Here is a 22189-nt window from a genome sequence, read left to right on the forward strand (position 1 = left end):
CAGCCGTACCGACCCGCCGGCTCAGCCGTCCTTGCGGAAGCCCTCCGCCGTCTTCAGGAACAGATCGTTCGCCTCGCACTCACCGATCGTGACGCGGACGCCCTCCCCCGCGAACGGCCGCACGACCACGCCGTGCCGCTCGCACTCCGCCGCGAAGTCCATGGTCCGCTCGCCGAGCCGCAGCCAGACGAAGTTCGCCTGGGTGTCCGGCACGGTCCAGCCCTGGGCCACGAGCCCCGCATGGACCCGCGCGCGCTCGGCCACCAGCGAGCCGACCCGCCCAAGCAGCTCGTCCTCCGCCCGCAGCGAGGCCACCGCCGCGTCCTGCGCCAGCTGGCTCACCCCGAACGGGACCGCCGTCTTGCGGAGCGCCGCCGCCACCGGCTCGTGGGCGACCGCGAAGCCCACCCGCAGGCCGGCCAGGCCGTACGCCTTCGAGAAGGTCCGCAGCACCGCCACGTTCGGCCGGTCGCGGTAGATCTCGATGCCGTCCGGTACGTCGGCGTCGCGGACGAACTCCTTGTACGCCTCGTCGAGCACCACCAGGACGTCGGAGGGCACCCGGTCCAGGAAGCGCTCCAGCTCGGCGCGGCGCACCGCGGTGCCCGTGGGGTTGTTCGGGTTGCAGACGAAGATCAGCCGGGTCCGGTCGGTGATCGCCGCCGCCATCGCGTCGAGGTCGTGCACCTCGCCCTCGGTCAGCGGCACCTGTACCGAGGTGGCCCCGCTGATCTGCGTGATGATCGGGTACGCCTCGAAGGAGCGCCAGGCGTAGATCACCTCGTCGCCCGGGCCCGCCGTGGCCTGCAGCAGCTGCTGGGCCACGCCGACCGAGCCGGTGCCGGTGGCCAGGTGCGAGACGGGCACGCCGAAGCGGTCGGCCAGCTCCTCCATCAGCCCCGTGCACGCCATGTCCGGGTAGCGGTTGAAGTTCGCGGCGGCGGCCAGCGTGCTCTCCATGACGCCGGGCAGCGGCGGATACGGGTTCTCGTTGGAGGACAGCTTGAAGGCGACCGGACCGCCCGCGGCGGCCGGCTTGCCCGGCTTGTAGGTGGGGACGCCGTCCAGCTCGGCGCGCAGCCTGGGGCCCGACGCGCTCGTCCCGCTCGTCCCGCTGGTCTCGCTCACTCTGTGTCCTCCTCGACCTTCCGTACCACCAATACTCCTCACCTTATGAGGATTCGGCTCCGCTGCGAATGGGCTGTGGACAAAAGGTCCACCACGGCCCTCGGCCCGGCCGACCCTGTGGACAACCCAGGGGACAACCCAGGGGGGAGCGCGCGGCGGGGTGGCGCGCGCCGGTGGCGAGCGCCGTGGCGCGCATCCCCCGTAGAGGTGAGTTGAGACCTCTTCGAGACCTCGCCCCCACACCAGGCGCATGAGCACCCGGGGCCCCAGGTCCCATGGCGCTGACCTGAACTTTCTTTGTTTCCAAGGCCATTGACGTTTCTCGATCATGCAGAAACGTGCCTGTCAATGCCTGCATATGCGACCGGCTCAACCCACCCCCATCGCCCTACTATCGGCTCGCCATGACAGCAGCAGGGAAGCACCAGGTGAGCCGGGCACAGACCCGGGGAAGCCGGCAGGGTCGAGCGGGCATCCGGGACGTGGCCGCCGCCGCCGGGGTCTCCATCACGACTGTCTCCGACGCGCTCAACGGCAAGGGCCGGCTCCCGGACGCCACCCGCCGTCACGTCCGCGAGGTCGCAGACCGGCTGGGCTACCGCCCGTCCGCGGCGGCCCGCACGCTCCGTACGGGCAAGTCGGGACTCATCGGCCTGACCGTGACCACATACGGGGATGAACCTTTCACCTTCACCGAATTCGCGTATTTCGCGGAGATGGCGAGAGCCGCCACGTCCGCCGCGCTCGCCCGCGGCTACGCCCTCGTCATCCTCCCCGCCACCTCCCGCCACGACGTGTGGTCGAACGTCGCCCTCGACGGCACCGTCGTCATCGACCCCTCCGACCACGACCCGGTGGTCACCGAACTGGTCCGCCAGGGGCTGCCCGTCGTCTCCGACGGACGCCCCGCCGGCACCCTGCCGGTGACGGCCTGGGTCGACAACGACCACGAGGCCGCCGTCCTCGACCTGCTCGACCACCTGGCCGCGGCCGGCGCCCGCCGGATCGGCCTGCTCACCGGCACCACCACCGACACGTACACCCGCCTGTCCACCACCGCCTACCTCAACTGGTGCGAACGGGTCGGCCAGGACCCGGTCTACGAGGCCTACCCGGCGCACGACCCGTGTGCGGGGGCCGTCGCCGCCGACCGGCTGCTCGCCCGGCCGGACCGCCCGGACGCCGTCTACGGGCTCTTCGACCCCAACGGCACCGATCTGCTCGCGGCGGCCCGCCGCTACGGGTTGCGGGTCCCGGACGACCTGCTGCTCGTGTGCTGCAGCGAGTCCACGGTCTACGCGAACACCGAGCCGCCGATCACGACGCTCTCGCTCAAACCGCGCCGGATCGGCACCGCCGTCGTCCAGCTGCTCATCGACGCCATCGAGGGCATCGAGACGGACGGCCCGGTCGAGCAGGTGATACCGACGGAGCTGATCGTCCGCACCTCCTCGCAGCGCCGCTCGCCGCGGACGACGGTCAGCCCGCCGCGCTCTCCCTCGAAGGACTGATCCCGAGGGGGGAGCGGACGGGGGGCGCGGGGAACCGGCCGCGCGCGGGGACGCGCGGCCGGAAACGGGGGCGGGGTCGGGGCGGGAACGGGGGCGGGGTCGGGGCCAGAGGTGCGGGGCGGGGGCCGCATCTCTGGCGCGGTCCGGGGCCAAACCTCGGCGCGGCCCGGTCCCTTCCCTGGCCTGGACCTTCTCAATTCGGGCGAAACAACCGGTGAACCCGGAGTGGACCCGGATTCACCACCCCTGGTGCGTCACACAGGAGGACGCTCATTCCTATGATGGGCGGACGACACCGCGGGCCACCCCGACCAGGACCGGTCCGCGATGTGCAGGGCATCGCGACGGTGGTGGAGGGGTCGATGACACAGGGGGCCGGGCAGGAACCCGTGGTGCGCACGGCGACGTTGCGTGACTTCCGTGTACCTCCGTACGCGCGGGTGCCCGTCCAGGGCCATACGGGCGAGCCGTTCCCGGCCGAGGTCCCCGCACCCCCGGCCGCGACCGCACCGGCACCCGCGTCCGCACCGGCACCCACCCCCGCGCCCGCCGATGCCACGCTGCACCTCGGGTCCCTCACGCCCCAGCACCCCCTGGCGAACGCGCCCCAGGCGGCGTACGAGCCCTCCTACGGCGCTCCGGCCGGCGCGCCGGCCCCGGCGGCGCCCGCAACCCCCGCAGCCCCCGCAGCCCCCGCGGCTCCCGCCGCCTCCGGCCACCCCGGCAACGCCTACCCGGACGACGCACCGCCCGAGGGCTACACGCCGACCGAGCGCGACCTGCCGGTGATCAAGCGGACCGACACCCTCCAGGTCCCGGTCGCCACGGCGCCGCTGCCCGCCCCCGCCGCGCCCGACGGCCGCGGCCCGCTCTACGTCGTGGGCGACGTCCACGGCTACCTGGACGAGCTCCTGGAGGCGCTGCGCGCCCAGGGCCTCATCGACGAGAACGGCAGCTGGGCCGCGGGCAACGCCCGCCTGTGGTTCCTCGGCGACTTCACCGACCGCGGCCCCGACGGCATCGGGGTGATCGACCTCGTGATGCGCCTGTCCGCCGAGGCGGCCGCCGCCGGCGGCTACTGCAAGGCCCTGATGGGCAATCACGAACTGCTGCTCATCGGCGCCAAGCGCTTCGGCGACACCCCGGTCAACTCCGGCGCCGGCACCGCCACCTTCCAGGCCGCCTGGCTGCTCAACGGCGGCCAGAAGCACGACATGGACCGCCTCACGGACATGCACCTGCAGTGGATGTCCCGGCTCGACGCCGTGGTGGAGCAGGACGGGCACCTGCTGCTGCACTCGGACACCACCGCGTACCTGGAGTACGGCCAGACCATCGAGGACGTCAACGACAAGGTCCACGAGATCCTCACCCGGAACGACGCGGACGAAGTCTGGGACCTCTTCCGGAAGTTCACCAAGCGCTTCGCGTTCCGTGACGAGGCGTCGGGGCCGCAGGCGGTGCAGGAGCTGCTCGGCACCTACGGCGGGCGCCGGATCGTGCACGGCCACAGCCCCATCCCGTACCTCCTCGGCCAGGTCGGCACGGAGGACGGCGAGGAGGGCGAGCGCCCGGTCGTGGACGGCCCGCACGTGTACGCGGACGGGCTCGCCATCGCGATGGACGGCGGAGTGACCATGGCCGGAAAGCTGCTGGTCGTCCAACTCCCGCTGCCCGCCTGACGCATAACACTCCGCATCCGGGGAAGTCGATTTCCCGAAACACCCTGTCACCACGTGCCGTGGCCGCCCTACCATCGGCTCATCCGTAGCAGGCTCTCCTCCGTTTCCGCCTGAACCGCCGTCCCGTCACGGTCGGTTCCGGCCCGTACGGAGCATCGGGGGATGCGAATGAACGTGGCTCCGCACCTGCTGACCGAGGACCGCGCCGAGTTCGAGCGGGTCCTCGACGACGCACTGCGCAACGCGCACGCCCACCCGGACCTCGCCGAGGCCGGGACCCGGCTCAGCACGACCCAGCTGCGCGCGATGGCCCTGAACGCGACCGCGCTCATCACCACCGCCGCCGCGACCGAGTACGACCACTTCGTGAAGGTCCGCGAGCAGATCCGGGAACAGGTGCGGGCGACCGCCGCACCGGACCCGGCCGAGACCCGGACCGGCGGCCCGGACGGTGCGGGCGTCGTCGCCGTCGTGACCGTCCTCGCCCCGCTCCTCGCGGGCACCGCGGCCGTCATCTTCCTGCTGGTCGGCGCCGTCCTGAAGATGCTGGACCCGGCCCCGGCCTTCGCCGACGCGCTGCTCACCGCGGGCCTGTTCTTCGGCTCCGTCGCCGCGGCCGGCCTGCTGTGGGCGGGGGCCAGCCTCCTCGTCACCGCGCTGCGCAACAGCGCCACCGAGGTCCCTGCCGAGGCCCCCGACGACGAACTGACCCGCGCCCGGGCCGCCTGGCGCGCGGCGCTCCTGGAACGGGGCGTGCTCCCGTTCCTCCGCGACGCCCTCGCCGCGACACCGCCGCCCTCCGTACCGAAACAGACCCCGCCCCCGGCCAGCCGGATACCCAAGATCGGCTACAGCGGCCCGGACTTCTCCAGCCCCAACGAGGGCGCGTCCGACATCCGCCCCACGTACTCCAGCCCGGACTTCACCAGCCCGGACTTCGGCTCACCGGAGCGACAGCCCGAATAGCCGTCGGACAGAGGTCGGGGGTCAGAGGATGCCGGCCTGGCGCGCCGCGGTGATCCAGCTCGGGAACTCGGACAGGAGCCGGTCGTAGAGCTCCGGGTCGGGGACCGTACTGATGTCGTCGACGGAGAAGAAGCCGACGTTGTCGACGCGGCGGCCGGGCAGCGTGTCGAACCGTTCGAGGACTCCGTAGTCGGACCGACCCAGGCCGACGAACTGCCAGAAGATCGGCTCCTCGACCGCCGCGCGCAGCTCCTGCTCGATCTCGGCGTTGCGATAGACCCCGCCGTCCGAGAAGAACAGCACCAGGGTGGGGACGGGTGCGGGGTGCTGGGCGACGTACGAGCGCACCTCGGCGATGACGCGCTGCTCCTCGTTCTGGATGCCGACCGTCCGCATGTCGACCTGGCCGGGTTCGAGCCCCCTCGGCCTCTTGTTGCGGCGGAAGAGGCCCACCTGCCCGACGCGTACGTGCAGCCGCAGCCAGTCGGGGAGCTCGCCGAGCCGCAGGTCGGGCAGCCGAGCCGGCTGCGAGGCGAAGGTCCAGGCCTGCATCTCGCCGTCGTCGTCGAGCTGCGCGGCGACCGCGGCCATCCGCTCGACCACGTCGGCCACGACGCCCCGGGTGTACAGAAAGCTCATGGAACCGGAGGCGTCGAGCACGAGCACGACCCGCGCGACGACCCCCTCCGCCCCGTGCTTGCGCAGACTGACCGCGACCTGTTCCTTGCGCAGCGACAGCCGCTTGCGCATGTCCACGGGCAGCCGCTCCTCGCCCTTGGTGAGCCGCGGTCCGGCGGCCGGCGCCGGCGCCTGCGGCGGCGACGGTACGGGGACGGGGACGGGCGGAGGGGCAGCACCCGTGGCCGGCTCGTCGACCGTGATGCCGAACTCCGTGGCGAGACCGGCGAGTCCCGCCGCGTACCCCTGCCCCACGGCCCGGAACTTCCACTGCCCCTGCCGCAGATACAGCTCGCCGCAGATGAACGCCGTCTCGGTCCCGGCCGTCATCTCGAAGCGCGCCACCTCGTCCCCGGAAGCCGCGTCGAGCAGCCGCATCATCAGCCCGGGCACCTGCCCGAACGTCCCCCCGTCCGCCGACGCGCACAACACGACCCGCTCGATCCCGGCCTCCAGCGAGCCGAGGTCCACCGCCACGGTGTCGCTCATACCACCGGCCGCGCTCTGCTTCCCCAGATGAGCCACGGCCCCGGACGCATGCCGCGGCTGGTTGTAGAAGACGAAGTCCCCGTCGTCCCGCACCCGCCCGCCCGACGTCAGCAGCAGCGCCGAGGCATCGACATCGGGCACCCCCGCTCCCTGGCTCCAGACGAGCTCGACACGCAACGCCGAAGACTCCACGGCCACGTTGGCACCCTTGCTGAGGGATCTCGCTGTCATGGACTCAGTCTGCCGAGTGCACGGCCCGAATGGCTTGTTCTTGCCGTTCTTTCCGGACTCGGCGGACTCGGCGGACTCGGGCTCAACGGCCGACCGGCGGCGGAAGCGTGACGATCGCGATTCCGTCCGGCTGGGCTACCGCCAGACGGCTGCCGTCCGGATGGAGCGCGGCCACGGAAGTCGGTACGTGTCTCTGCTCCGACAGCGACCGCACGCCCAACTGCCTGTGCCCCAGCGTCGCCGGGTCGTCCTCGTCTTCCTCGCCCTCGTCCTCACCCGTCGCCACCGCCAGGCGATCGCCGGCGAGCCAACAGGCGGCGTAGATCTCGGCGTCGGCCCAGCTCCGCCAAGGCAGCAGGCCATCACCGTCGAGCACGCCCGGCTCTGTCAGTGCCCGTTCGAGGTCGTACACCCGGGCGATCCCATACGACGCCGCCGTGAGCGGTCGGAGGCGGGCCCGCGACTCCCCCCATGGGCCGCGGGCCCGCCTCGTGCTTACGGTCGCCGGGTCAGTCCGCCATCGGCAGGTACACCCGGTTGCCCGCGGCCGCGAACTCGGCCGACTTCTCGGCCATGCCCGCCTCGATCTCCTCCGCCTTCAGGTCGCCGCCGTGCTCGCGGCGGATGTCCTGGGAGATCTTCATCGAGCAGAACTTCGGGCCGCACATCGAGCAGAAGTGGGCCGTCTTCGCGGGCTCCGCCGGGAGCGTCTCGTCGTGGAACTCGCGGGCCGTGACCGGGTCCATGGCGAGGTTGAACTGGTCCTCCCAGCGGAACTCGAAGCGCGCGTCGGACAGCGCGTCGTCCCATTCCTGGGCGCCCGGGTGGCCCTTGGCGAGGTCGGCGGCGTGGGCGGCGATCTTGTAGGTGATGACGCCGGTCTTCACGTCGTCCTTGTTCGGCAGGCCCAGGTGCTCCTTGGGCGTGACGTAGCAGAGCATCGCGGTGCCCCACCAGGCGATCATCGCGGCGCCGATGCCCGAGGTGATGTGGTCGTACGCCGGGGCGACGTCCGTGGTCAGCGGGCCGAGCGTGTAGAACGGCGCCTCCTCGCAGATCTCCTGCTGGAGGTCGATGTTCTCCTTGATCTTGTGCATCGGGACATGGCCCGGGCCCTCGATCATCGTCTGCACGTCGTGCCGCTTGGCGATCGTGTTCAGCTCGCCGAGCGTGCGCAGCTCCGCGAACTGCGCGGCGTCGTTGGCGTCCGCGATCGAGCCGGGCCGCAGGCCGTCACCGAGCGAGTACGTGACGTCGTACGCCGCGAGGATCTCGCAGAGCTCCTCGAAGTTCGTGTAGAGGAAGTTCTCCTTGTGGTGCGCGAGACACCACGCGGCCATGATCGAGCCGCCACGCGAGACGATGCCGGTCTTGCGGCGGGCGGTGAGCGGCACGTACGGCAGCAGCACGCCGGCGTGCACCGTCATGTAGTCGACGCCCTGCTCCGCCTGCTCGATGACCGTGTCCTTGTAGATCTCCCAGGTCAGCTCCTCGGCCTTGCCGTCGACCTTCTCCAGGGCCTGGTAGAGCGGCACGGTGCCGATCGGCACGGGGGAGTTGCGGAGCACCCACTCGCGGGTGGTGTGGATGTTGCGGCCGGTGGACAGGTCCATGACCGTGTCGGCGCCCCACTTGGTCGCCCAGGTCATCTTCTCCACCTCCTCCTCGATGGAGGAGGTGACGGCGGAGTTGCCGATGTTGGCGTTGACCTTCACCAGGAACCGCTTGCCGATGATCATCGGCTCGATCTCCGGGTGGTTGACGTTCGCCGGCAGCACCGCGCGGCCCGCCGCGATCTCCTCCCGTACGACCTCGGGGGAGACGTTCTCGCGGATCGCGACGTACTCCATCTCCGGGGTGATCTCGCCCCGGCGGGCGTACGCGAGCTGCGTCACCGCCTGGCCGGCGCGGCCGCGGCGGGGCAGCCGCGGGCGGCCGGGGAAGACCGCGTCGAGGTTCTTGAGCCCGCCGCCGCGCGGCGAGGTGTGCTTGATGCCGTCGTCCTCGGGCCGGACCGGGCGGCCCGGGTACTCCTCGGTGTCGCCGCGCGCGATGATCCAGTTCTCGCGCAGCGGCGCCAGCCCCCGCCGGACGTCGGTCTCGACGCCCGGGTCGGTGTACGGGCCGGACGTGTCGTACAGCGTCACGTCCTTGCCGTTGGTGAGGTGCACCTGCCGCACCGGCACCCGGAGGTCGGGGCGGGAGCCCTCGACGTAACCCTTGTGCCAGCCCGGCGTGCGCTCGCCCTGGCCGGTCTGACCGAGCCGGCCGCCCTGGCCGTCGTTCTGGTCGGAGGCAGGCGTGTGTGCATCCTGAATGGTCATGAGACCGATCTCCCTACGCCGGCATTACCCGGTAACAGGTTCGGCGGTCGGCGCAGCCTCTTCCCGTACGTGCGTACGGTGATCAGCGCCCTCTCAGCCCGGTGCTCCGAGCTCCCGCGTGTGCAAAGGTGTCACCACGCTAGCGGCATCCCGGGCGTGCTGAACAGTGGGGGTCTCGACGTTCTTGCGATGATCGGTCGGTGACTTCCTCCGAGCAGCCCCCCGAACCGCACGGCCACGAGCACGGCCATGAATACGGGCCCGAGCACGGCCATGGGCATTCCCATGCGCACGGTCACGGCCCCGCCGCGCCGGTCTCCCGGCATCTGCGCAAGGTCATCGCGGCCGTTCTGATCCCCTTCGCCACCGCCGTCGTCGTCGGGCTCGTGGTGCTGTGGCCGGGCGCCACGCCCGGGCACGAGCGCACCGGCGTCGGCTTCGACCGGCAGACCGAGCAGGGCGAGGTCGTCTCCGTCGAGCACGTCGACTGCAAGGACGTGAACGCCGCCCAGGTCCCGCCGACCGGCGACACCTCCACCCCGCAGGGGCGCGAGGCGGTCAACGGGCAGCAGGGGCAGTGCGCGAAGGCCACCGTCGAGGTCACCACCGGCCAGGACAAGGGCCGCAGGTTCGTCGAGGTCGTGCAGCCGGACGCGCCCCGGCAACTCCACGAGGGGCAGGGCGTGGTGGTGGCGTACGCCCCCGACGCCCCGCGCGACCTGCAGTACTCCGTCACCGACGTGAACCGGAAGGTGCCGATCGCGGTGCTCGCCGGCATCTTCGCGCTCGCCGTCGTGATCGTCGGGCGGATGCGCGGCGTGATGGCGCTGATCGCGCTCGCCATCAGCTTCCTGGTGCTGACCCTGTTCATCCTGCCGGCGATCCTCGAGGGCTCGAATCCGCTGGTCGTCGCGGTCGTCGGATCGAGCGCGATCATGCTCATCGCGCTCTACATGTGCCACGGCCTCTCGGCCCGCACCTCGGTCGCGGTGCTCGGCACCCTCGTCTCGCTGCTGCTGATCGGGCTGCTCGGCTCGGTCTTCATCGACTGGGCCTCGCTCAGCGGCAACACCGACGACAACACCGGCCTCATCCACGGGCTCTACCCGCAGATCGACATGTCCGGTCTGCTGCTCGCCGGCATCATCATCGGCTCGCTCGGCGTGCTCGACGACGTGACCGTCACCCAGACCTCCGCGGTCTGGGAACTGCACCAGGCCGACCCGGGCATGGGGCCGCGACGGCTCTACCGGGCCGCGATCCGGATCGGTCGCGACCACATCGCCTCGGTGGTGAACACCCTGGTCCTGGCCTACGCGGGCGCGGCGCTTCCGCTGCTCCTGCTGTTCTCGATCGCGCAGAGCAGCGTGGGCACGGTGGCCAACAGCGAGCTGGTCGCGGAGGAGATCGTCCGGACCCTGGTCGGGTCGATCGGTCTGGTCGCCTCGGTGCCGATCACCACCGCCCTCGCGGCGCTCGTGGTGTCGGCGGACCGTCCGGGACCGGAGGCAGCGAAGGCCGGGGCGGGCCGGGGCGGGCGGGCTGCCGGGGGCGGCGGCCGTCGGCGCCGCGCCAAGTGACACGTATCGAAGGGGCGGTTGTACGGGCCGGGTGGGCGCTGACCCGTACGGGGGCGGGCGACGGGCCGCGGGCGGGGACTCGTACCGGGGCGCGTGCTCGACGACCCTTCCGTCAGCCCGCGTTCTCCTCGGCGAGGATCCGGCCGAGCGCGGCCTCGAGGTGGTCCTCGAAGTCACCCTGGGTACGTTCCTGACCGAGCGGGACGAGCTTGTCCGTACGGTCGAGGAACGCGACCAGCGGCGGCGCGCTCGCGCGGAACAGGGCGCGGTCGCCGCCGACCTGGAGCCGGATCATCACGTCAGAGAGGCTCTCGGGGTCGGTGGGGGCGATGTGCACATCGCCGTCCCCGCTCGGCCGGTTGATCCCGTCGAGGAGCAGCTCCCGGCCGAAGGCCCAGGTCACCGGCGCGTCTCCGGGGAGGTGGAACGTCATCCTTACCGCGTAGGGATCGCGGGTCTCGTATCGCAGTTCCACCGGGATCCTGAAGGAGAGCTCCTCGGAGACGAGGAAGCTCATCAGGACTTCGGCCTGAACCGTCTCTCGCATCATGTACCCCGCAGTTGATGAGCAGTTGTGTAAACACGCTGCTGAAAGCTGTGGTCGAAACGGCCAGGAATGATCCCCCATGGCCCTCTTGACGCAATCGTGCTGTAAGCGCTAGCAGATCACAAGGAGTGATTTTTCAGATACTGATAGAGAACGCGAGTGAGCTGAAGAGCCTTCCGATCTCATTCTGTAGCCGAGCGATAGCAGGTAGCAACCGTTCTTCCTGGTGAAGTGGGAGTGAAATCGCCATCGCGGCCGCCGTTGACCCCGCGGTGATGGGGATGGCGGCACAAACTGTGCCGAGCGCATATTCCTGACGCTCCACCAGGGGTTCCATTCGCCCCATACCGCCCAAACGGTCCAAAAGGGCACGGCGATTACGCAGCGTATATGGCGTGATGGCTTCCACCGGGTGGCGGTCGAGGTGGTCTTGACGACTCCTCAGATCCAGTTGACTGAGCAGACACTGCCCGATGGCGTGCGCGTGACCGGTCTCCCGGAAGTCCGCCCACTCCTCCACGGCGGGCGCGGCGGGAGTGTCGGCGACGGAGACGAGCTCGATCTCGCCCTCGCGGTAGATGGCGAAGTAGACGGGGACGCCGATGGAGTCCCGCCAGTGGGCGAGAGAGTCTTCGATCTTGGTGCGACGATTCTGCAGAACTCCGCCGCCGACCAGACGGCCGGCCGCGTCGCCGAAGACGAACACACCCTTCTCACGGCGCAGATAGCCCTCGTGCGTCAGGGTGCGGAGCAGGTGGTACGCGGTGGGAAGCGGAAGTCCCGCCTCGCGCGCGAGCTGTTTGGCGGGGGCCCCGTCCTCGTGGGAGCCCACGGCCTCCAGAAGTCTCAGCGCCCGCTGAACCGAACCGATCAGGGTTGGCGCAGCGGGCTGCGAAGCAGTGGCCAAAGGTCACCCCCAGGCGTGTCGACGAGTGCGTCGCACCCGCCCGCGGGGGCCGCCCCCGCGCGCCCGCCGCGACCCGGGACCGGTGGATCCCGTGGGGCCTACGCCTGTGGTTCCCGGGGCGGCGGAGGTTTTCCACCCTAATGGCGCCTCTGGGGGCACACCCGGTTTCCACCTGCGCGTTCCCTCTGCCGGGCTAATACCCGACAGGGCATTCATACCGGCAGGTAACCCGTGGTGAACGGAGCCTCCCGGCCGCGGTCCGGGCCGGGGTCCCGGCCGGGTCTACCAGTCGCCCCGAGAACCGGACGAGGACGTGAACTTGCGGACCAGATAGATCAGTCCACCGACCAGCGCCACGAACACCAGCAGCTTGAACAGCAGACCGACCACGAAGGTCAGAACGCTGGTGATCAGGCCGCCGAAGACGACCAGAGCGATGACGGGTATGGCGATCCACTTCACCCACCACGGCATCCCCGCGAGAATCTCCTTCACCGCCATTGCGCTTACCTCATCTCCGAAGAGTGCGAGCCCGAAGGGCTCAGCCACCGGGTCCGTGGGCGCTCTCTGCACCCGACACCTCGATGCTAGGGCCGGGCACCGAGCCCGCGGGGCCCTCCCGGCCCCCGCTCTTCCCTGATCCGCCCCCTAAGGGACCCGGGAGTTCCGGGCCGGGGAGGCTCAGGGTCCACGCGGCTCCTGGGCTCCGAGGCCCCGGGACGCTCCGGGATGCTCCGGGTCTCCGGGATCACGCCTCCGGCGGCGAGAAGACCACCATGACCCGCAGGTCCTCGGTGATGTGGTGGAACTTGTGCGGCACCCCCGCCGGCACATAGACCACACTGCCCCGCGCCACCTGGGTCGTCTCCGCCCCCACCGTGATCGCCCCCCGGCCGCTCACCACGAAGTACACCTCGTCCTGGCCGTGCGGCTGCTGCGGATCGAGCGCCCCGGCGTCGAGCGCGTACAGCCCCACCGACATGTTCCGCTCGCGCAGGAACTGGAGGTAGGCGCCGTCGTTGGCGGCGCGCTCCGCCTCCAGCTCGTCCAGTCGGAATGCTTTCATTGCTCGTCCGCCCCTGTTTCTGGCCAGATCATGTCTGCCACGATCTGACACATGAAGAATTTCGTAGTCAAGACGCTCGCGAACGCGGGCGCACTGGCCGTGGCCATCTGGCTGCTGCAGGACATCACGCTGACCGGTGACAGCACCGGCAAGAAGGCCTGGACCCTCATCCTGGTCGCCCTGGTCTTCGGCCTGGTGAACTTCCTGGTCAAGCCGGTCGTGAAGCTGCTCACGTTCCCGCTCTTCATCCTGACCCTCGGTCTGATCACCCTGGTCGTCAACGCGCTGATGCTGCTCCTGACGTCCTGGCTGGCGGATCAGTTCGACCTCAGCTTCCACGTGGAGGGCTTCTGGACCGCCGTGCTCGGCGGCCTGATCATCTCCGTCGTCTCGTGGGCGCTGAACATCGTGCTGCCCGACGGCGACTGAGGGCTGCCCGCCATGCCGTACCACGTCCGTTGCGTCCGCACGGGCGACGGGCGCCGGTCTCGGCGTACCGGACCCCTATTACGGTGACCGGGGCGGCTTCGAGGAGTGCCTGGAGATGGTCGAGGCGGCGAGCGCGGGACTGCTCGCCGCCGTGCGCGAGCAAGTGAAGGAGCGGACGGCATGAGCAGCGACGCGACGCGCGGTGCGGACGACATGATCGGGGACGGCACCCTGGCCGTACGGGCGGGGCTGCCCGAGCCCGTGAAGTACGAGCCCACCCTGCCCGGCCCGGTCTTCGCGGCCCACTTCCACCTCCCCGGCGAGCCGACCGGCCCGTACACCTACGGCCGGGACGAGAACCCGACCTGGACCCATCTGGAACACGCCATCAGCACCCTGGAGGCACCGGGGGAGAGCGGCGTCGAGACGCTGGTCTTCGCCTCCGGCATGGCCGCCATCTCCGCCGTCCTCTTCTCCCAGCTGAAGGCCGGCGACGTGGTCGTCGTCCCCTCCGACGGCTACCAGGCCGTGCCGCTGGTGCACGAGCAGCTGCGGGCGTACGGCGTCGAGGTACGGTCCGCGCCGACCGGCGGCGACGCCCAGCTGTCCGTCCTCGCCGGCGCGAAGCTGCTGTGGATCGAGACCCCGTCCAACCCCGGGCTCGACGTGTGCGACCTGCGCCGTCTGGCGGACGCCGCCCACGAGGCCGGGGCGCTCGTCGCGGTCGACAACACCCTGGCGACCCCGCTCGGCCAGCGGCCGCTGCTGCTGGGCGCCGACTTCTCGGTGGCCAGCGACACCAAGGGCATGTCCGGGCACGGCGATCTGCTGCTCGGGCACGTCAGCTGCCGCGACGCCGAGCGGGCCGCCGAGGTACGGCGCTGGCGCAAGATCGTCGGCGCGATTCCCGGCCCCATGGAGGCCTGGCTCGCGCACCGTTCGCTGGCCACCCTCCAGCTGCGGATCGACCGGCAGTGCGGCACCGCGCTCGCCGTCGCGGAGGCGCTCAAGGGGCATCGGCACGTGACCGGGCTGCGCTACCCGGGGCTTCCCGACGACCCCTCGCACGAGGTGGCCGCCCGCCAGATGCGCCGCTTCGGCTCCGTCATCTCCTTCGAGCTGCCGGACCGGGCCTGGGCCGAGCACTTCCTGGGGGCGCTGCACCTGGTGGAGGAGGCGACCAGCTTCGGCGGCGTGCGGTCCACCGCCGAGCGGCGCGGACGCTGGGGCGGCGACGCCGTGCCGGAGGGCTTCGTCCGCTTCTCGGTCGGCGCCGAGGACCCGGAGGACCTGATCGCCGACGTCCTGCGCGCCCTCGACGAGACGGCCAAGGCGCTCGGCTGACGCGACAGGGGCGCTCCGAGCCTCCCCCCTCGTGGCTCGGAACGCCCCTCGTCCCCCGGCGGTGTCCTCACGGACACCCGCCCGAACAAGGCTAGTTGACTCTGTGTCAGTGTCCAATCACGGTAGCGACAGCGACCTATCGACTTATTTATAGTTGGACGGTCCTTAGTTGGACGGTCCGGTCGCACGGACTCGGGCGCCGGGAGGGGGCGGACATGGATCTGACCCTGCTGCGCACCTTCGTCACGGTGCACCGGGCCGGTTCCTTCACCCGCGCCGCCGCGCTCCTCGGCCTCTCCCAGCCGGCCGTCACCAGCCAGATCCGCAGCCTGGAGCGCCAGCTCGGCCGGCCGCTGTTCCTCAGACAGGCCCGTGGGGTCACCCCCACCACCATCGGCGACGAGCTCGCCCACCGTGCCGCCCCGCACCTGGACGCCCTGGTCGAGATCACCGAGACCGGTCTCGACGAGCACACCGGGGTGCGCACCCTGCATGTCGCCGGGCCGCCCGAGTTCACGGCGGCCCGGGTGCTGCCCGCCCTCACCCCGCTGGTCGCCCAGGGCCTCGCCGTCCGCTCCTCGCTCCTGGGCAACGCGGAGGAGACCCTCGACGGCCTGGCCGCCGGCCACCACGACCTGGCCGTCGCGGTCGCCCGGCCCCGCGGCGGCCTGTTCACCGCCACCCCGCTCTGCGACGAGGAGCACGTCCTCGTCGCGGCCCCGCGCTGGGCCGCCCGGCTCTCCCCCGAGGTGCTGCTGCACAAGGGCGCCGTCGTCCTGGAGCGGCTGCCGGTGGTCGAGGTGCACGAGTCGCTGCCCTTCGTCAGCCGCTACTGGGCGGCCGTCTTCGACGCCGAGCCGGCCACCTCCGCCACCGTGATCGCCCCCGATCTGCGGGCTGTCCGGGAGTCCGCCGCCTCCGGCGCGGGCCTCGCCGTGCTGCCCCGCTATCTGTGCGAGGAGGAGCTGGCGCGCGGGCGGCTGGTGACCCTGCTCGACCCTCCGGTGCCGCCGCTGCGCACCTACTTCCTCGTCGTCCGCACCGGCACCCTCGCCCTGCCGCACATCGCCCGCGCCCACGACTTGCTGCTGCGTGCCGCGGGGGACTGGTGAGTTTCCGGGCGGCGCGCGTTTCAGGACAGCGGGGACGGGCCATTTTCTTCCCATGACCGAACGACCCGTGGTCAAGCGCACCGCACGCGCCATCCTGCTCGACGGGGACGACCTGATCCTCATCAAGCGCACCAAGCCGGGCGTGGATCCCTACTGGGTGACCCCCGGCGGCGGGGTCGAACCCACCGACGCGACCGTCGTCGAGGCCCTGCACCGCGAGGTCCACGAGGAGCTGGGCGCCAAGATCGTCGACGTGGTCCCCTGCTTCGTCGACACCGTCGAGCACATCGTGGACGGCGGGGTCTCCGGGGTGAAGGTCCAGCACTTCTTCGTGTGCCGGCTCGAGTCCATGGACACCTCGCAGCGGCACGGCCCGGAGATCGACGAGCCGCTGGGCGAGTACGAGATCGTCCGGGTGCCCTTCAGCCGGGTCGGCATCGCCGCCGTCCACCTGGTCCCGCTCTCGCTGCGCCACTACCTGGACGGCAACATCGAGGGCGTCCGCGCGATGCACGCGCCCGACCTGGGCTAGGCCCTCCGGTACTGCCGGGCTCCTAGGACGCGCGGGCGACCTCCCCCAGGTAGTCGTGGCGGATCCGGTCGGTGGGGATGCCCGCGCCCTTCAGCGCGTCCAGGCCGCTGCGGATCATGCCGAGCGGCCCCGAGAGGTACGCGTCGTACTCGGCCCACGGCCCGTAGCGGCGCACCGCGTCCGGCAGCCGTCCCTCCGCCTCGGTGACCGGGCGGACGGCGAGCCAGGGGAAGGTCTGCTGCAGCCGCATCATGGTGTCGATGTCGTAGAGGTCGTGGCCGCTGCGGGCGCCGTAGAAGACCTCGACCGGCCGCCGGTCCCCGTGCTCGGCCACGTCCTCGACCAGCGCCTTGATCGGCGCGATCCCGGTGCCTCCGCCGAGGCAGAGCAGCCCGTTGTCGGTGGAGTGGTCGACGGTCATCGAGCCCGCGGGCGGGCCGAGCCGCAGCATGTCCCCCGGGCGGGCCCGGTGCACCAGGGCGTTGGACACCCAGCCCGCGGGCACCGCCTTCACATGCAGGGAGAGCAGCCCGTCCGGGCGGGGCGCGGAGGCGAAGGAGTAGTGCCGCCAGATCCGCGGCCACCAGGGCGTCTCCAGGGTCGTGTACTGCCCGGCCAGGAAGGGGTAGGGCAGATCGGGCCGGAGCGTGATCACGGCGACGTCGGGGGTCCGCAGATCGTGGCTGACCACCTCGGCCTGCCACCAGGGCGGCGCGTGGCTCTCGTTCTCGGCGGCGGCGTCGATCATGATCTGCGAGATGGTCGTGTACGTACGGACCCAGGCCGCCTCGGTCTCCGCGTCCCAGCCGCTGCCGGCGTACCGCTCCAGGGCGCCGATCAGCGCCTCGCCGACGGCCGGGTAGTGCTCGGCCCGCGTGCCGTACTTCCGGTGCCCGCGCCCGAGGTTGCGCAGATAGGCGGTGAGCACCGGGGTGTCGTCCAGATGGTCGGCCGCCGTGAGCAGCGCCTTGAGGAGCCGGTCCCGCTGGGCGTCCATGGCGGCGGGGAACATCGCGCGCAGATCGGGGTGCCGGGTGAAGAGCAGCGCGTAGAAGTACGAGGTGACCCGGTCCGCCGTCGGCCCGATCTCGGCGAGCGTGCGCCGGACGAGCACGGCGTCGGCCGAGGCGTCCGGCTCCTTCGCCCCCGCCGGCTCGCTGAACGTTTCCTCAGGGGCCGCCGGCACGGCCGGCACGAGGGTCGGCGCACCCGTGGCCGCAGCCGGAGCATCCGTCATGTCCTTGCCTCCCCGCAGTGGGCCGCTGTGTTCGCAGAATGGCAGTGCGATGAGGAGGACGGACAGAAAGTGGGATTCCCGGTGATTCGCCCCGAGCGGAGGGCTAGGCTGCGCTCTTTCGGACGAGTGCGCAGGCCTCGCGCAGATCGCCGCCCGTGTAGCTGTGCCGGGCCAGTCCGGCCAGATGGTGGTCGGCGTTCACGGCCACGGTCTCGGGCACGATCGCGAACAGCTCCGCGTCGGACATCGAGTCGCCGTACGCCACGCAGTCGGCCGGATCGACCCCGAACCGCGCGCAGAGCTCCCCGGCGATCCGCACCTTGGCCGAGGCGTCGAGGATGCCCGGCCGGTGGATCGGCTCGGTGAAGGGCACGGCGGGCCAGCGGGAGCCGTGGGCCGCGTCGGCGCCCCAGTCGAGGAGCCGCTCGACGAAGAAGTCGGGCGAGAGCGAGATGACCGCGCAGTGGCTGCCCTCGGCCCGGATCTCGGCCCAGACCTCCCGGATGCCGCTCAGCCAGGGCGCCTGCTCGAAGGCCGTGGTCACCTGTTCCGGGGTGAGCTCCGACCAGAGCGCATGGGCCTGGACGGCGAACTCGTCCGGGGTGAGCCCGCGCAGCAGGAAGTCCTGCTCCAGCTGCGCGATCTCCCGGCTCAGCCCGAGCTGCCGGGAGATCTCCACCGCGGCCGCCGAGCCACGGATCAGCGTGCCGTCGAGGTCGAAGAGATGCAGCCGCCGCCGGCCGCGCAGGGTCGTCATGTACGCCGAGGCTAGTACGCCGGCTTACTCCCCCGGTCAGACGCGGGACACCGCTGTCGTTCGGCACGGTGTTTCACGTGAAACATCTCCAGCGGCCCGTTCGGCGGGCGCTCCTCGTCGTCCATGTGGCGGTCTCCGTGGCCTGGCTCGGCCTCAGCCTGGGGCTGCTCACCCTCGGTCTCACCGCCTACACCACCCAGGACCCGTCCCTCACCCAGGCGGCCTACCGCGCCATGAAGGTCTTTGCGGACTGGCTGCTCGCCCCGGTCGCCCTGGTGACCTTCGGCAGCGGCCTGGTGCTCTCCCTGGGCACGCCCTGGGGTCTCGCCCGGCATCGCTGGGTCTGGATCAAGTTCTGGCTCACCCTGGCCACCGCCGCCGCGACGATCTTCGCGCTGCGCCCGGAGATCGCCCACGCGGCGGCCGCCGGGGTCCCCGACAGCAGTCTGGTGGGCGCCCCGGTGGTCTCCACGACGGCCTATCTCTTCATGACGGCGATCTCCGTCCTGAAGCCCTGGGGGCTGACCCGGCGCGGCCGCCACCTGCGGGAATCGGCCGCACGTCAGGCACCTCGGGCGGGGCGCGCAGCTCGCCAGGGCCAGTTCTCGTAAAGCGGTGGACGGGCCGTCGCCACGTCGGACAGCCTGATCACCATGCCCCTCTCTCAGCTCCCGCTCGACCGGCTCCCGATCCGACGCCTCGGCCCCGACGACCTCCTCGCCTGCGCCGACCTCTCCGAGAACCGGGGCTGGCCCCGGGAAGAGCACAAGTGGGGCCTGCTGCTCGCCGCCGGGGTGGGACACGGCATCGCCGACCCATCCGGCAAGGGGCTGCTCGCCGTCTGCGTGGTCACCTCGTACGGGCCGGAGCTCGCCGCCATCGGCATGGTCCTGGTCGCCGAGCGCTACGCCCGGCAGGGCGTCGGGCGCCGTCTGATGCGCCATGTCCTCGCGGAGGCCGGCGACACCCCGCTGAGCCTGTACGCCACGAGCAACGGGCAGCCGCTCTACGAGGAGCTCGGCTTCACGGAGGTCGCACGCGCGGAGATGCTCAGGGGCCGCTTCACGGCGGCCGAGCCGGCGCCCGAGCGCTCCGTCCGGCCCGCCACCGCCGAGGACGTGCAGCAGGTGCTCCGCCTCGACCACGAGATCTTCGGCGCCGACCGCACCCACCTCATCACCCGGCTCCCGGCCTTCGCCGACCACCTGAGGGTCGCGGAGCAGGACGGCGAGATCACCGGCTTCGCCGCGCTCTGGCCCAACATGGAGACCCATGTCATCGGCCCGGTGATCGCCCGCGACACCGGCACCGCACAGGCCCTGATCGCCTCGCTCGCCGCCGCCACCGACCGCCCGCTGCGCACGGACATCGACACCGGACACAGCGCCCTGGTGACCTGGCTGAAGGCGAACGGCCTGGAGCAGATCACCACCAACGCCGTCATGATCCGCTCGCGCGCCGAACTGCCAGGCGACGGGAACCGCCGCTTCGCCCCGCTGACCGTCGCGGCGGGCTGAACCCGGGGCGTCAGGGCATCAGGGCGGGATTAATTGCACACGCGGCTTTTTGCGTTCCATCGTCTACCCTGGTAAAGAGCCGAAGCCCTTCCAGGCCGCGGACACCGAGGACAGACCGAGGAAGCGAGGAGCGCACATGACCGCGACGGACCCCGCCCTGACGGCCCTCTCCCAGGGCTGGTGCGCGCTTTCCCTGCTGCACGGACGGATCGAGTCGCACATCGAGCGCGCTCTGGAGGCCGGGCACGGGCTCAGCGTCCGCGAGTACTCGCTCCTCGACGTCCTCAGCCGCCAGCACGACGGCCCCGGCGGCCACCTCCAGATGAAGCAGGTGGCCGACGCCGTGGTGCTCAGCCAGAGCGCGACCACCCGGCTCGTCACCCGGCTCGAGGACCGCGGCCTGCTCACCCGGTACCTCTGCGCCACCGACCGGCGCGGCATCTACACCGATGTCACCGAGGCCGGCCAGAAGCTCCTCGACGAGGCCCGCCCCACCAACGACGCCGCGCTCCGCGAGGCCCTGGACACGGCCGCCCAGAACCCCGAGCTCGCCCCGTTCGTGCGGGTCGTCGAAGGCCTGGACGTTCCCGCGAACGTCCCCGCCTGAACCCAGCGCGCTGTTTCACGTGAAACAGCGCAAGGCCGGCGGCGAGACGGTCAGAGGCCGCGCCAGGGCGCCTCGTCCACTCCGCCGGGCACGGCGTCGCCCTGCTCGTAGGGCTCCCGGGTGAAGACGAAGGAGCCCAGGTCGAGATGGCTCACCGAGCCGTCGGGCCGCTTCACCACCCGCAGGGTCTCCCCCTGGTAGTAGCCGTCGAGGCCGATCCAGCCGCTGCCGTCGGGCAGCGCCCGGAAGGTCGCCCGCCGCCCGACGCCCTTGAGCGGCTCCAGGGTCACGGCGCGCCCGGCGCCGAGCTTCAGCCCGTACGCGTAGGTGCCCCAGTACCAGGGGCCGGTGAGGGCGAGCAGCTCCTCGTCGACCTCGGCCGCGGGAAGGGGGCGCCAGGGCTCCGGGAAACGGGGCTCGGCCTCCGCGACGATCCCGATGAGTTCGGCGGCCACCGTGGCCGTGAGCGGCCCGCTGGTGGCATTGGCGAGGGCCGCGGCGACCATCCCGTGCTCGACGCTCACCCACAGTCCGGCGACGAAGCCGGGCAGCGAGCCGGTGTGCCCGAACAGAGTCCCGCGCTCCGAGTACACCAGCTGGAGCCCCAGGCCGTAGCCCATCTTCCCGTCGGCGCTGGCGGCCGGCGCCGACGGGACCCGCATCTCCGCCACGCTGGCGGCGCTCAGCACCCGGTCGTCCCCCTCGGCGAGGAAGACGCCGAACCGGCACAGGTCCCCGACCGTCGACCAGAGCTGCCCCGCCGGAGCCATCACCCCCAGATCCTGGGCGGGTTCGGCCATCATCACGTCCGCCCACGGATGCACCGCGAAGCCACCGGCGTGCGGCGCGACCGGCTGCGCGGTCGTCCGGTCAAGGCCCAGCGGCTCCAGGATCTCGGTGCGCAGCGCCTCCTCCCAGGACACTCCGCGCACCGCCTCCACCAGCGAACCGAGCAGCGTGTAACCGGGGTTGGAGTAGTGGTGGAGCCGGCCCACCGGATGCAGCATCGGCCGCTCCCCCAGCACGTCGGAGAGCTCCGGCCGAAGAGCCCCCGGGGTCCGCTCCCACCACGGCGACGGAGTCTCGGCGGCCAGTCCCGAGGTGTGGCCCAGGAGTTGGGCGATCGTCACCTCGCCGACGCCCGTGCCCGGCAGATGCTTCTCCAGCGGATCCTCAAGGCTCAGCAGCCCCTCGTCCCGCAGCCGCATCACCAGCACCGCGGTGAACACCTTGGTGATCGACCCGATCCGGTACTGGGTCTCGGCGTCCGGCGCATGCCCGTCGACACAGCTGCGCGAGCCGCTCCACACCACCGCTCCGTCCCGCGCGACGCCGGCGGCGAACGAGGGCGCGCGGCCCTCGCTCTGCGCGACGGCCACCCGGTGCAGCAGGGCGCGCTCGGTGGTGGGCAACAGGGCTTCGAAGGATGAGGTCATGCGGCGATCATGCCGCGCCCTCCGCCGGATTGTAGGTTCTCGCTTTCGGTGTCATATCGCGATGCTGTGACCTGCAGGTCTTGGCGGTGTCTCACGCGGGTTGGCCTGA

General features: G+C 71.5%; 22 protein-coding genes, 1 pseudogene and 1 riboswitch. Of the genes and pseudogenes, 12 read left to right on the top strand and 11 right to left on the bottom strand.

The genetic code is table 11. The features are described 5' to 3' along the window. Window positions 1-21: 21 nt before the first annotated feature. Complete coding sequence (gene hisC / locus KV205_RS01020; protein WP_265861339.1) at window positions 22-1128, bottom strand: histidinol-phosphate transaminase; 1107 nt, start codon at window positions 1126-1128, stop codon at window positions 22-24. Window positions 1129-1532: 404 nt separating this feature from the next. Between hisC and KV205_RS01025 the strand changes: the two genes are divergently transcribed. The 3 genes from KV205_RS01025 (at window position 1533) to KV205_RS01035 (ending at window position 5287) form a co-directional block, all read left to right on the top strand. Further along, window positions 1533-2639: a LacI family DNA-binding transcriptional regulator gene (locus tag KV205_RS01025; RefSeq protein WP_046908646.1), complete on the top strand. Its 1107-nt coding sequence runs from the start codon at window positions 1533-1535 to the stop codon at window positions 2637-2639. Between the two features lie 362 nt (window positions 2640-3001). After that, the gene (locus KV205_RS01030) at window positions 3002-4321 is read left to right on the top strand and encodes a metallophosphoesterase (protein ID WP_274709933.1); all 1320 of its coding nucleotides are present in this window, start codon (window positions 3002-3004) and stop codon (window positions 4319-4321) included. A 162-nt stretch (window positions 4322-4483) separates the two neighbouring features. After that, window positions 4484-5287, top strand: coding sequence for a hypothetical protein (locus tag KV205_RS01035; RefSeq protein WP_265861341.1), 804 nt, complete (start codon window positions 4484-4486; stop codon window positions 5285-5287). Between the two features lie 21 nt (window positions 5288-5308). On the opposite strand, the gene KV205_RS01040 is transcribed toward KV205_RS01035, so the two are convergent. From KV205_RS01040 to thiC, 3 genes are all read right to left on the bottom strand, one after another. Next, window positions 5309-6685, bottom strand: a complete 1377-nt coding sequence (locus tag KV205_RS01040) for a VWA domain-containing protein (protein WP_265861342.1) — start codon at window positions 6683-6685, stop codon at window positions 5309-5311. Window positions 6686-6767: 82 nt separating this feature from the next. Further along, window positions 6768-7097, bottom strand: coding sequence for a hypothetical protein (locus KV205_RS01045; RefSeq protein WP_265861344.1), 330 nt, complete (start codon window positions 7095-7097; stop codon window positions 6768-6770). A gap of 97 nt (window positions 7098-7194) precedes the next feature. Then, window positions 7195-9009 carry a phosphomethylpyrimidine synthase ThiC gene (gene thiC, locus KV205_RS01050; RefSeq protein ID WP_265861345.1) on the bottom strand — a complete coding sequence of 605 codons (1815 nt, stop codon included), beginning with the start codon at window positions 9007-9009 and terminating at the stop codon, window positions 7195-7197. Beyond that, a riboswitch (TPP riboswitch) is annotated at window positions 9003-9137 on the bottom strand. It overlaps the preceding gene by 7 nt. A 72-nt stretch (window positions 9138-9209) precedes the next feature. Between thiC and KV205_RS01055 the strand changes: the two genes are divergently transcribed. Then, on the top strand, window positions 9210-10589 hold the full coding sequence (locus tag KV205_RS01055; protein WP_265861346.1) for a YibE/F family protein: 1380 nt from the start codon (window positions 9210-9212) through the stop codon (window positions 10587-10589). Window positions 10590-10701: 112 nt separating this feature from the next. On the opposite strand, the gene KV205_RS01060 is transcribed toward KV205_RS01055, so the two are convergent. From KV205_RS01060 to KV205_RS01075, 4 genes are all read right to left on the bottom strand, one after another. Further along, entirely contained in the window at window positions 10702-11136 is a 435-nt protein-coding gene (locus tag KV205_RS01060) for an SsgA family sporulation/cell division regulator (protein ID WP_265861347.1), read from the bottom strand. Window positions 11137-11272: 136 nt separating this feature from the next. After that, window positions 11273-12043: an IclR family transcriptional regulator gene (locus KV205_RS01065; protein ID WP_306806228.1), complete on the bottom strand. Its 771-nt coding sequence runs from the start codon at window positions 12041-12043 to the stop codon at window positions 11273-11275. A gap of 282 nt (window positions 12044-12325) precedes the next feature. Then, the gene (locus tag KV205_RS01070) at window positions 12326-12538 is read right to left on the bottom strand and encodes a DUF5326 family protein (RefSeq protein WP_265861348.1); all 213 of its coding nucleotides are present in this window, start codon (window positions 12536-12538) and stop codon (window positions 12326-12328) included. A gap of 253 nt (window positions 12539-12791) precedes the next feature. Continuing rightward, window positions 12792-13109 (bottom strand): cupin domain-containing protein, encoded by a 318-nt coding sequence (locus KV205_RS01075; RefSeq protein ID WP_265861350.1) that lies wholly within the window; start codon window positions 13107-13109, stop codon window positions 12792-12794. Window positions 13110-13160: 51 nt separating this feature from the next. On the opposite strand from KV205_RS01075, the gene KV205_RS01080 reads away from it, so the two are divergent. The 5 genes and pseudogenes from KV205_RS01080 (at window position 13161) to KV205_RS01100 (ending at window position 16526) form a co-directional block, all read left to right on the top strand. After that, entirely contained in the window at window positions 13161-13538 is a 378-nt protein-coding gene (locus KV205_RS01080) for a phage holin family protein (protein ID WP_265861351.1), read from the top strand. Between the two features lie 43 nt (window positions 13539-13581). Beyond that, a pseudogene (locus tag KV205_RS01085) lies at window positions 13582-13722 on the top strand (low molecular weight phosphotyrosine protein phosphatase); the annotation flags it as partial. Continuing rightward, window positions 13719-14882, top strand: coding sequence for a cystathionine gamma-lyase (locus KV205_RS01090; RefSeq protein WP_265861352.1), 1164 nt, complete (start codon window positions 13719-13721; stop codon window positions 14880-14882). The pseudogene KV205_RS01085 and the gene KV205_RS01090, both read left to right, overlap by 4 nt. Window positions 14883-15097: 215 nt before the next feature. Beyond that, window positions 15098-15994 carry a LysR family transcriptional regulator gene (locus KV205_RS01095; RefSeq protein ID WP_265861353.1) on the top strand — a complete coding sequence of 299 codons (897 nt, stop codon included), beginning with the start codon at window positions 15098-15100 and terminating at the stop codon, window positions 15992-15994. Window positions 15995-16046: 52 nt separating this feature from the next. After that, window positions 16047-16526 carry an NUDIX domain-containing protein gene (locus tag KV205_RS01100; RefSeq protein WP_265861355.1) on the top strand — a complete coding sequence of 160 codons (480 nt, stop codon included), beginning with the start codon at window positions 16047-16049 and terminating at the stop codon, window positions 16524-16526. Between the two features lie 22 nt (window positions 16527-16548). On the opposite strand, the gene KV205_RS01105 is transcribed toward KV205_RS01100, so the two are convergent. Together KV205_RS01105 and KV205_RS01110 are read right to left on the bottom strand one after the other, a co-directional pair. Then, entirely contained in the window at window positions 16549-17949 is a 1401-nt protein-coding gene (locus tag KV205_RS01105) for a globin domain-containing protein (RefSeq protein ID WP_374214606.1), read from the bottom strand. Next, the gene (locus KV205_RS01110; RefSeq protein WP_265861357.1) at window positions 17867-18520 is read right to left on the bottom strand and encodes an HAD family phosphatase; all 654 of its coding nucleotides are present in this window, start codon (window positions 18518-18520) and stop codon (window positions 17867-17869) included. Before KV205_RS01110 ends, KV205_RS01105 begins: the two co-directional genes overlap by 83 nt. Before the next feature lie 77 nt (window positions 18521-18597). Between KV205_RS01110 and KV205_RS01115 the strand changes: the two genes are divergently transcribed. The 3 genes from KV205_RS01115 to KV205_RS01125 all read left to right on the top strand — a co-directional run bounded on the left by KV205_RS01115 (window position 18598) and on the right by KV205_RS01125 (window position 20644). Next, window positions 18598-19131 carry a DUF2269 domain-containing protein gene (locus KV205_RS01115; protein WP_265861358.1) on the top strand — a complete coding sequence of 178 codons (534 nt, stop codon included), beginning with the start codon at window positions 18598-18600 and terminating at the stop codon, window positions 19129-19131. A 42-nt stretch (window positions 19132-19173) separates the two neighbouring features. After that, entirely contained in the window at window positions 19174-20037 is an 864-nt protein-coding gene (locus KV205_RS01120; RefSeq protein WP_265861359.1) for a GNAT family N-acetyltransferase, read from the top strand. 136 nt (window positions 20038-20173) lie between these two features. Next, entirely contained in the window at window positions 20174-20644 is a 471-nt protein-coding gene (locus KV205_RS01125) for a MarR family winged helix-turn-helix transcriptional regulator (RefSeq protein ID WP_265861361.1), read from the top strand. Between the two features lie 50 nt (window positions 20645-20694). Here KV205_RS01125 and KV205_RS01130 read toward each other — a convergent pair whose 3' ends face one another. Then, on the bottom strand, window positions 20695-22080 hold the full coding sequence (locus KV205_RS01130) for a serine hydrolase (RefSeq protein WP_265861363.1): 1386 nt from the start codon (window positions 22078-22080) through the stop codon (window positions 20695-20697). Window positions 22081-22189: the final 109 nt, after the last annotated feature.

The organism is Streptomyces sp. SKN60 (genome assembly GCF_026236535.1).
Lineage (GTDB): Bacteria > Actinomycetota > Actinomycetes > Streptomycetales > Streptomycetaceae > Streptomyces.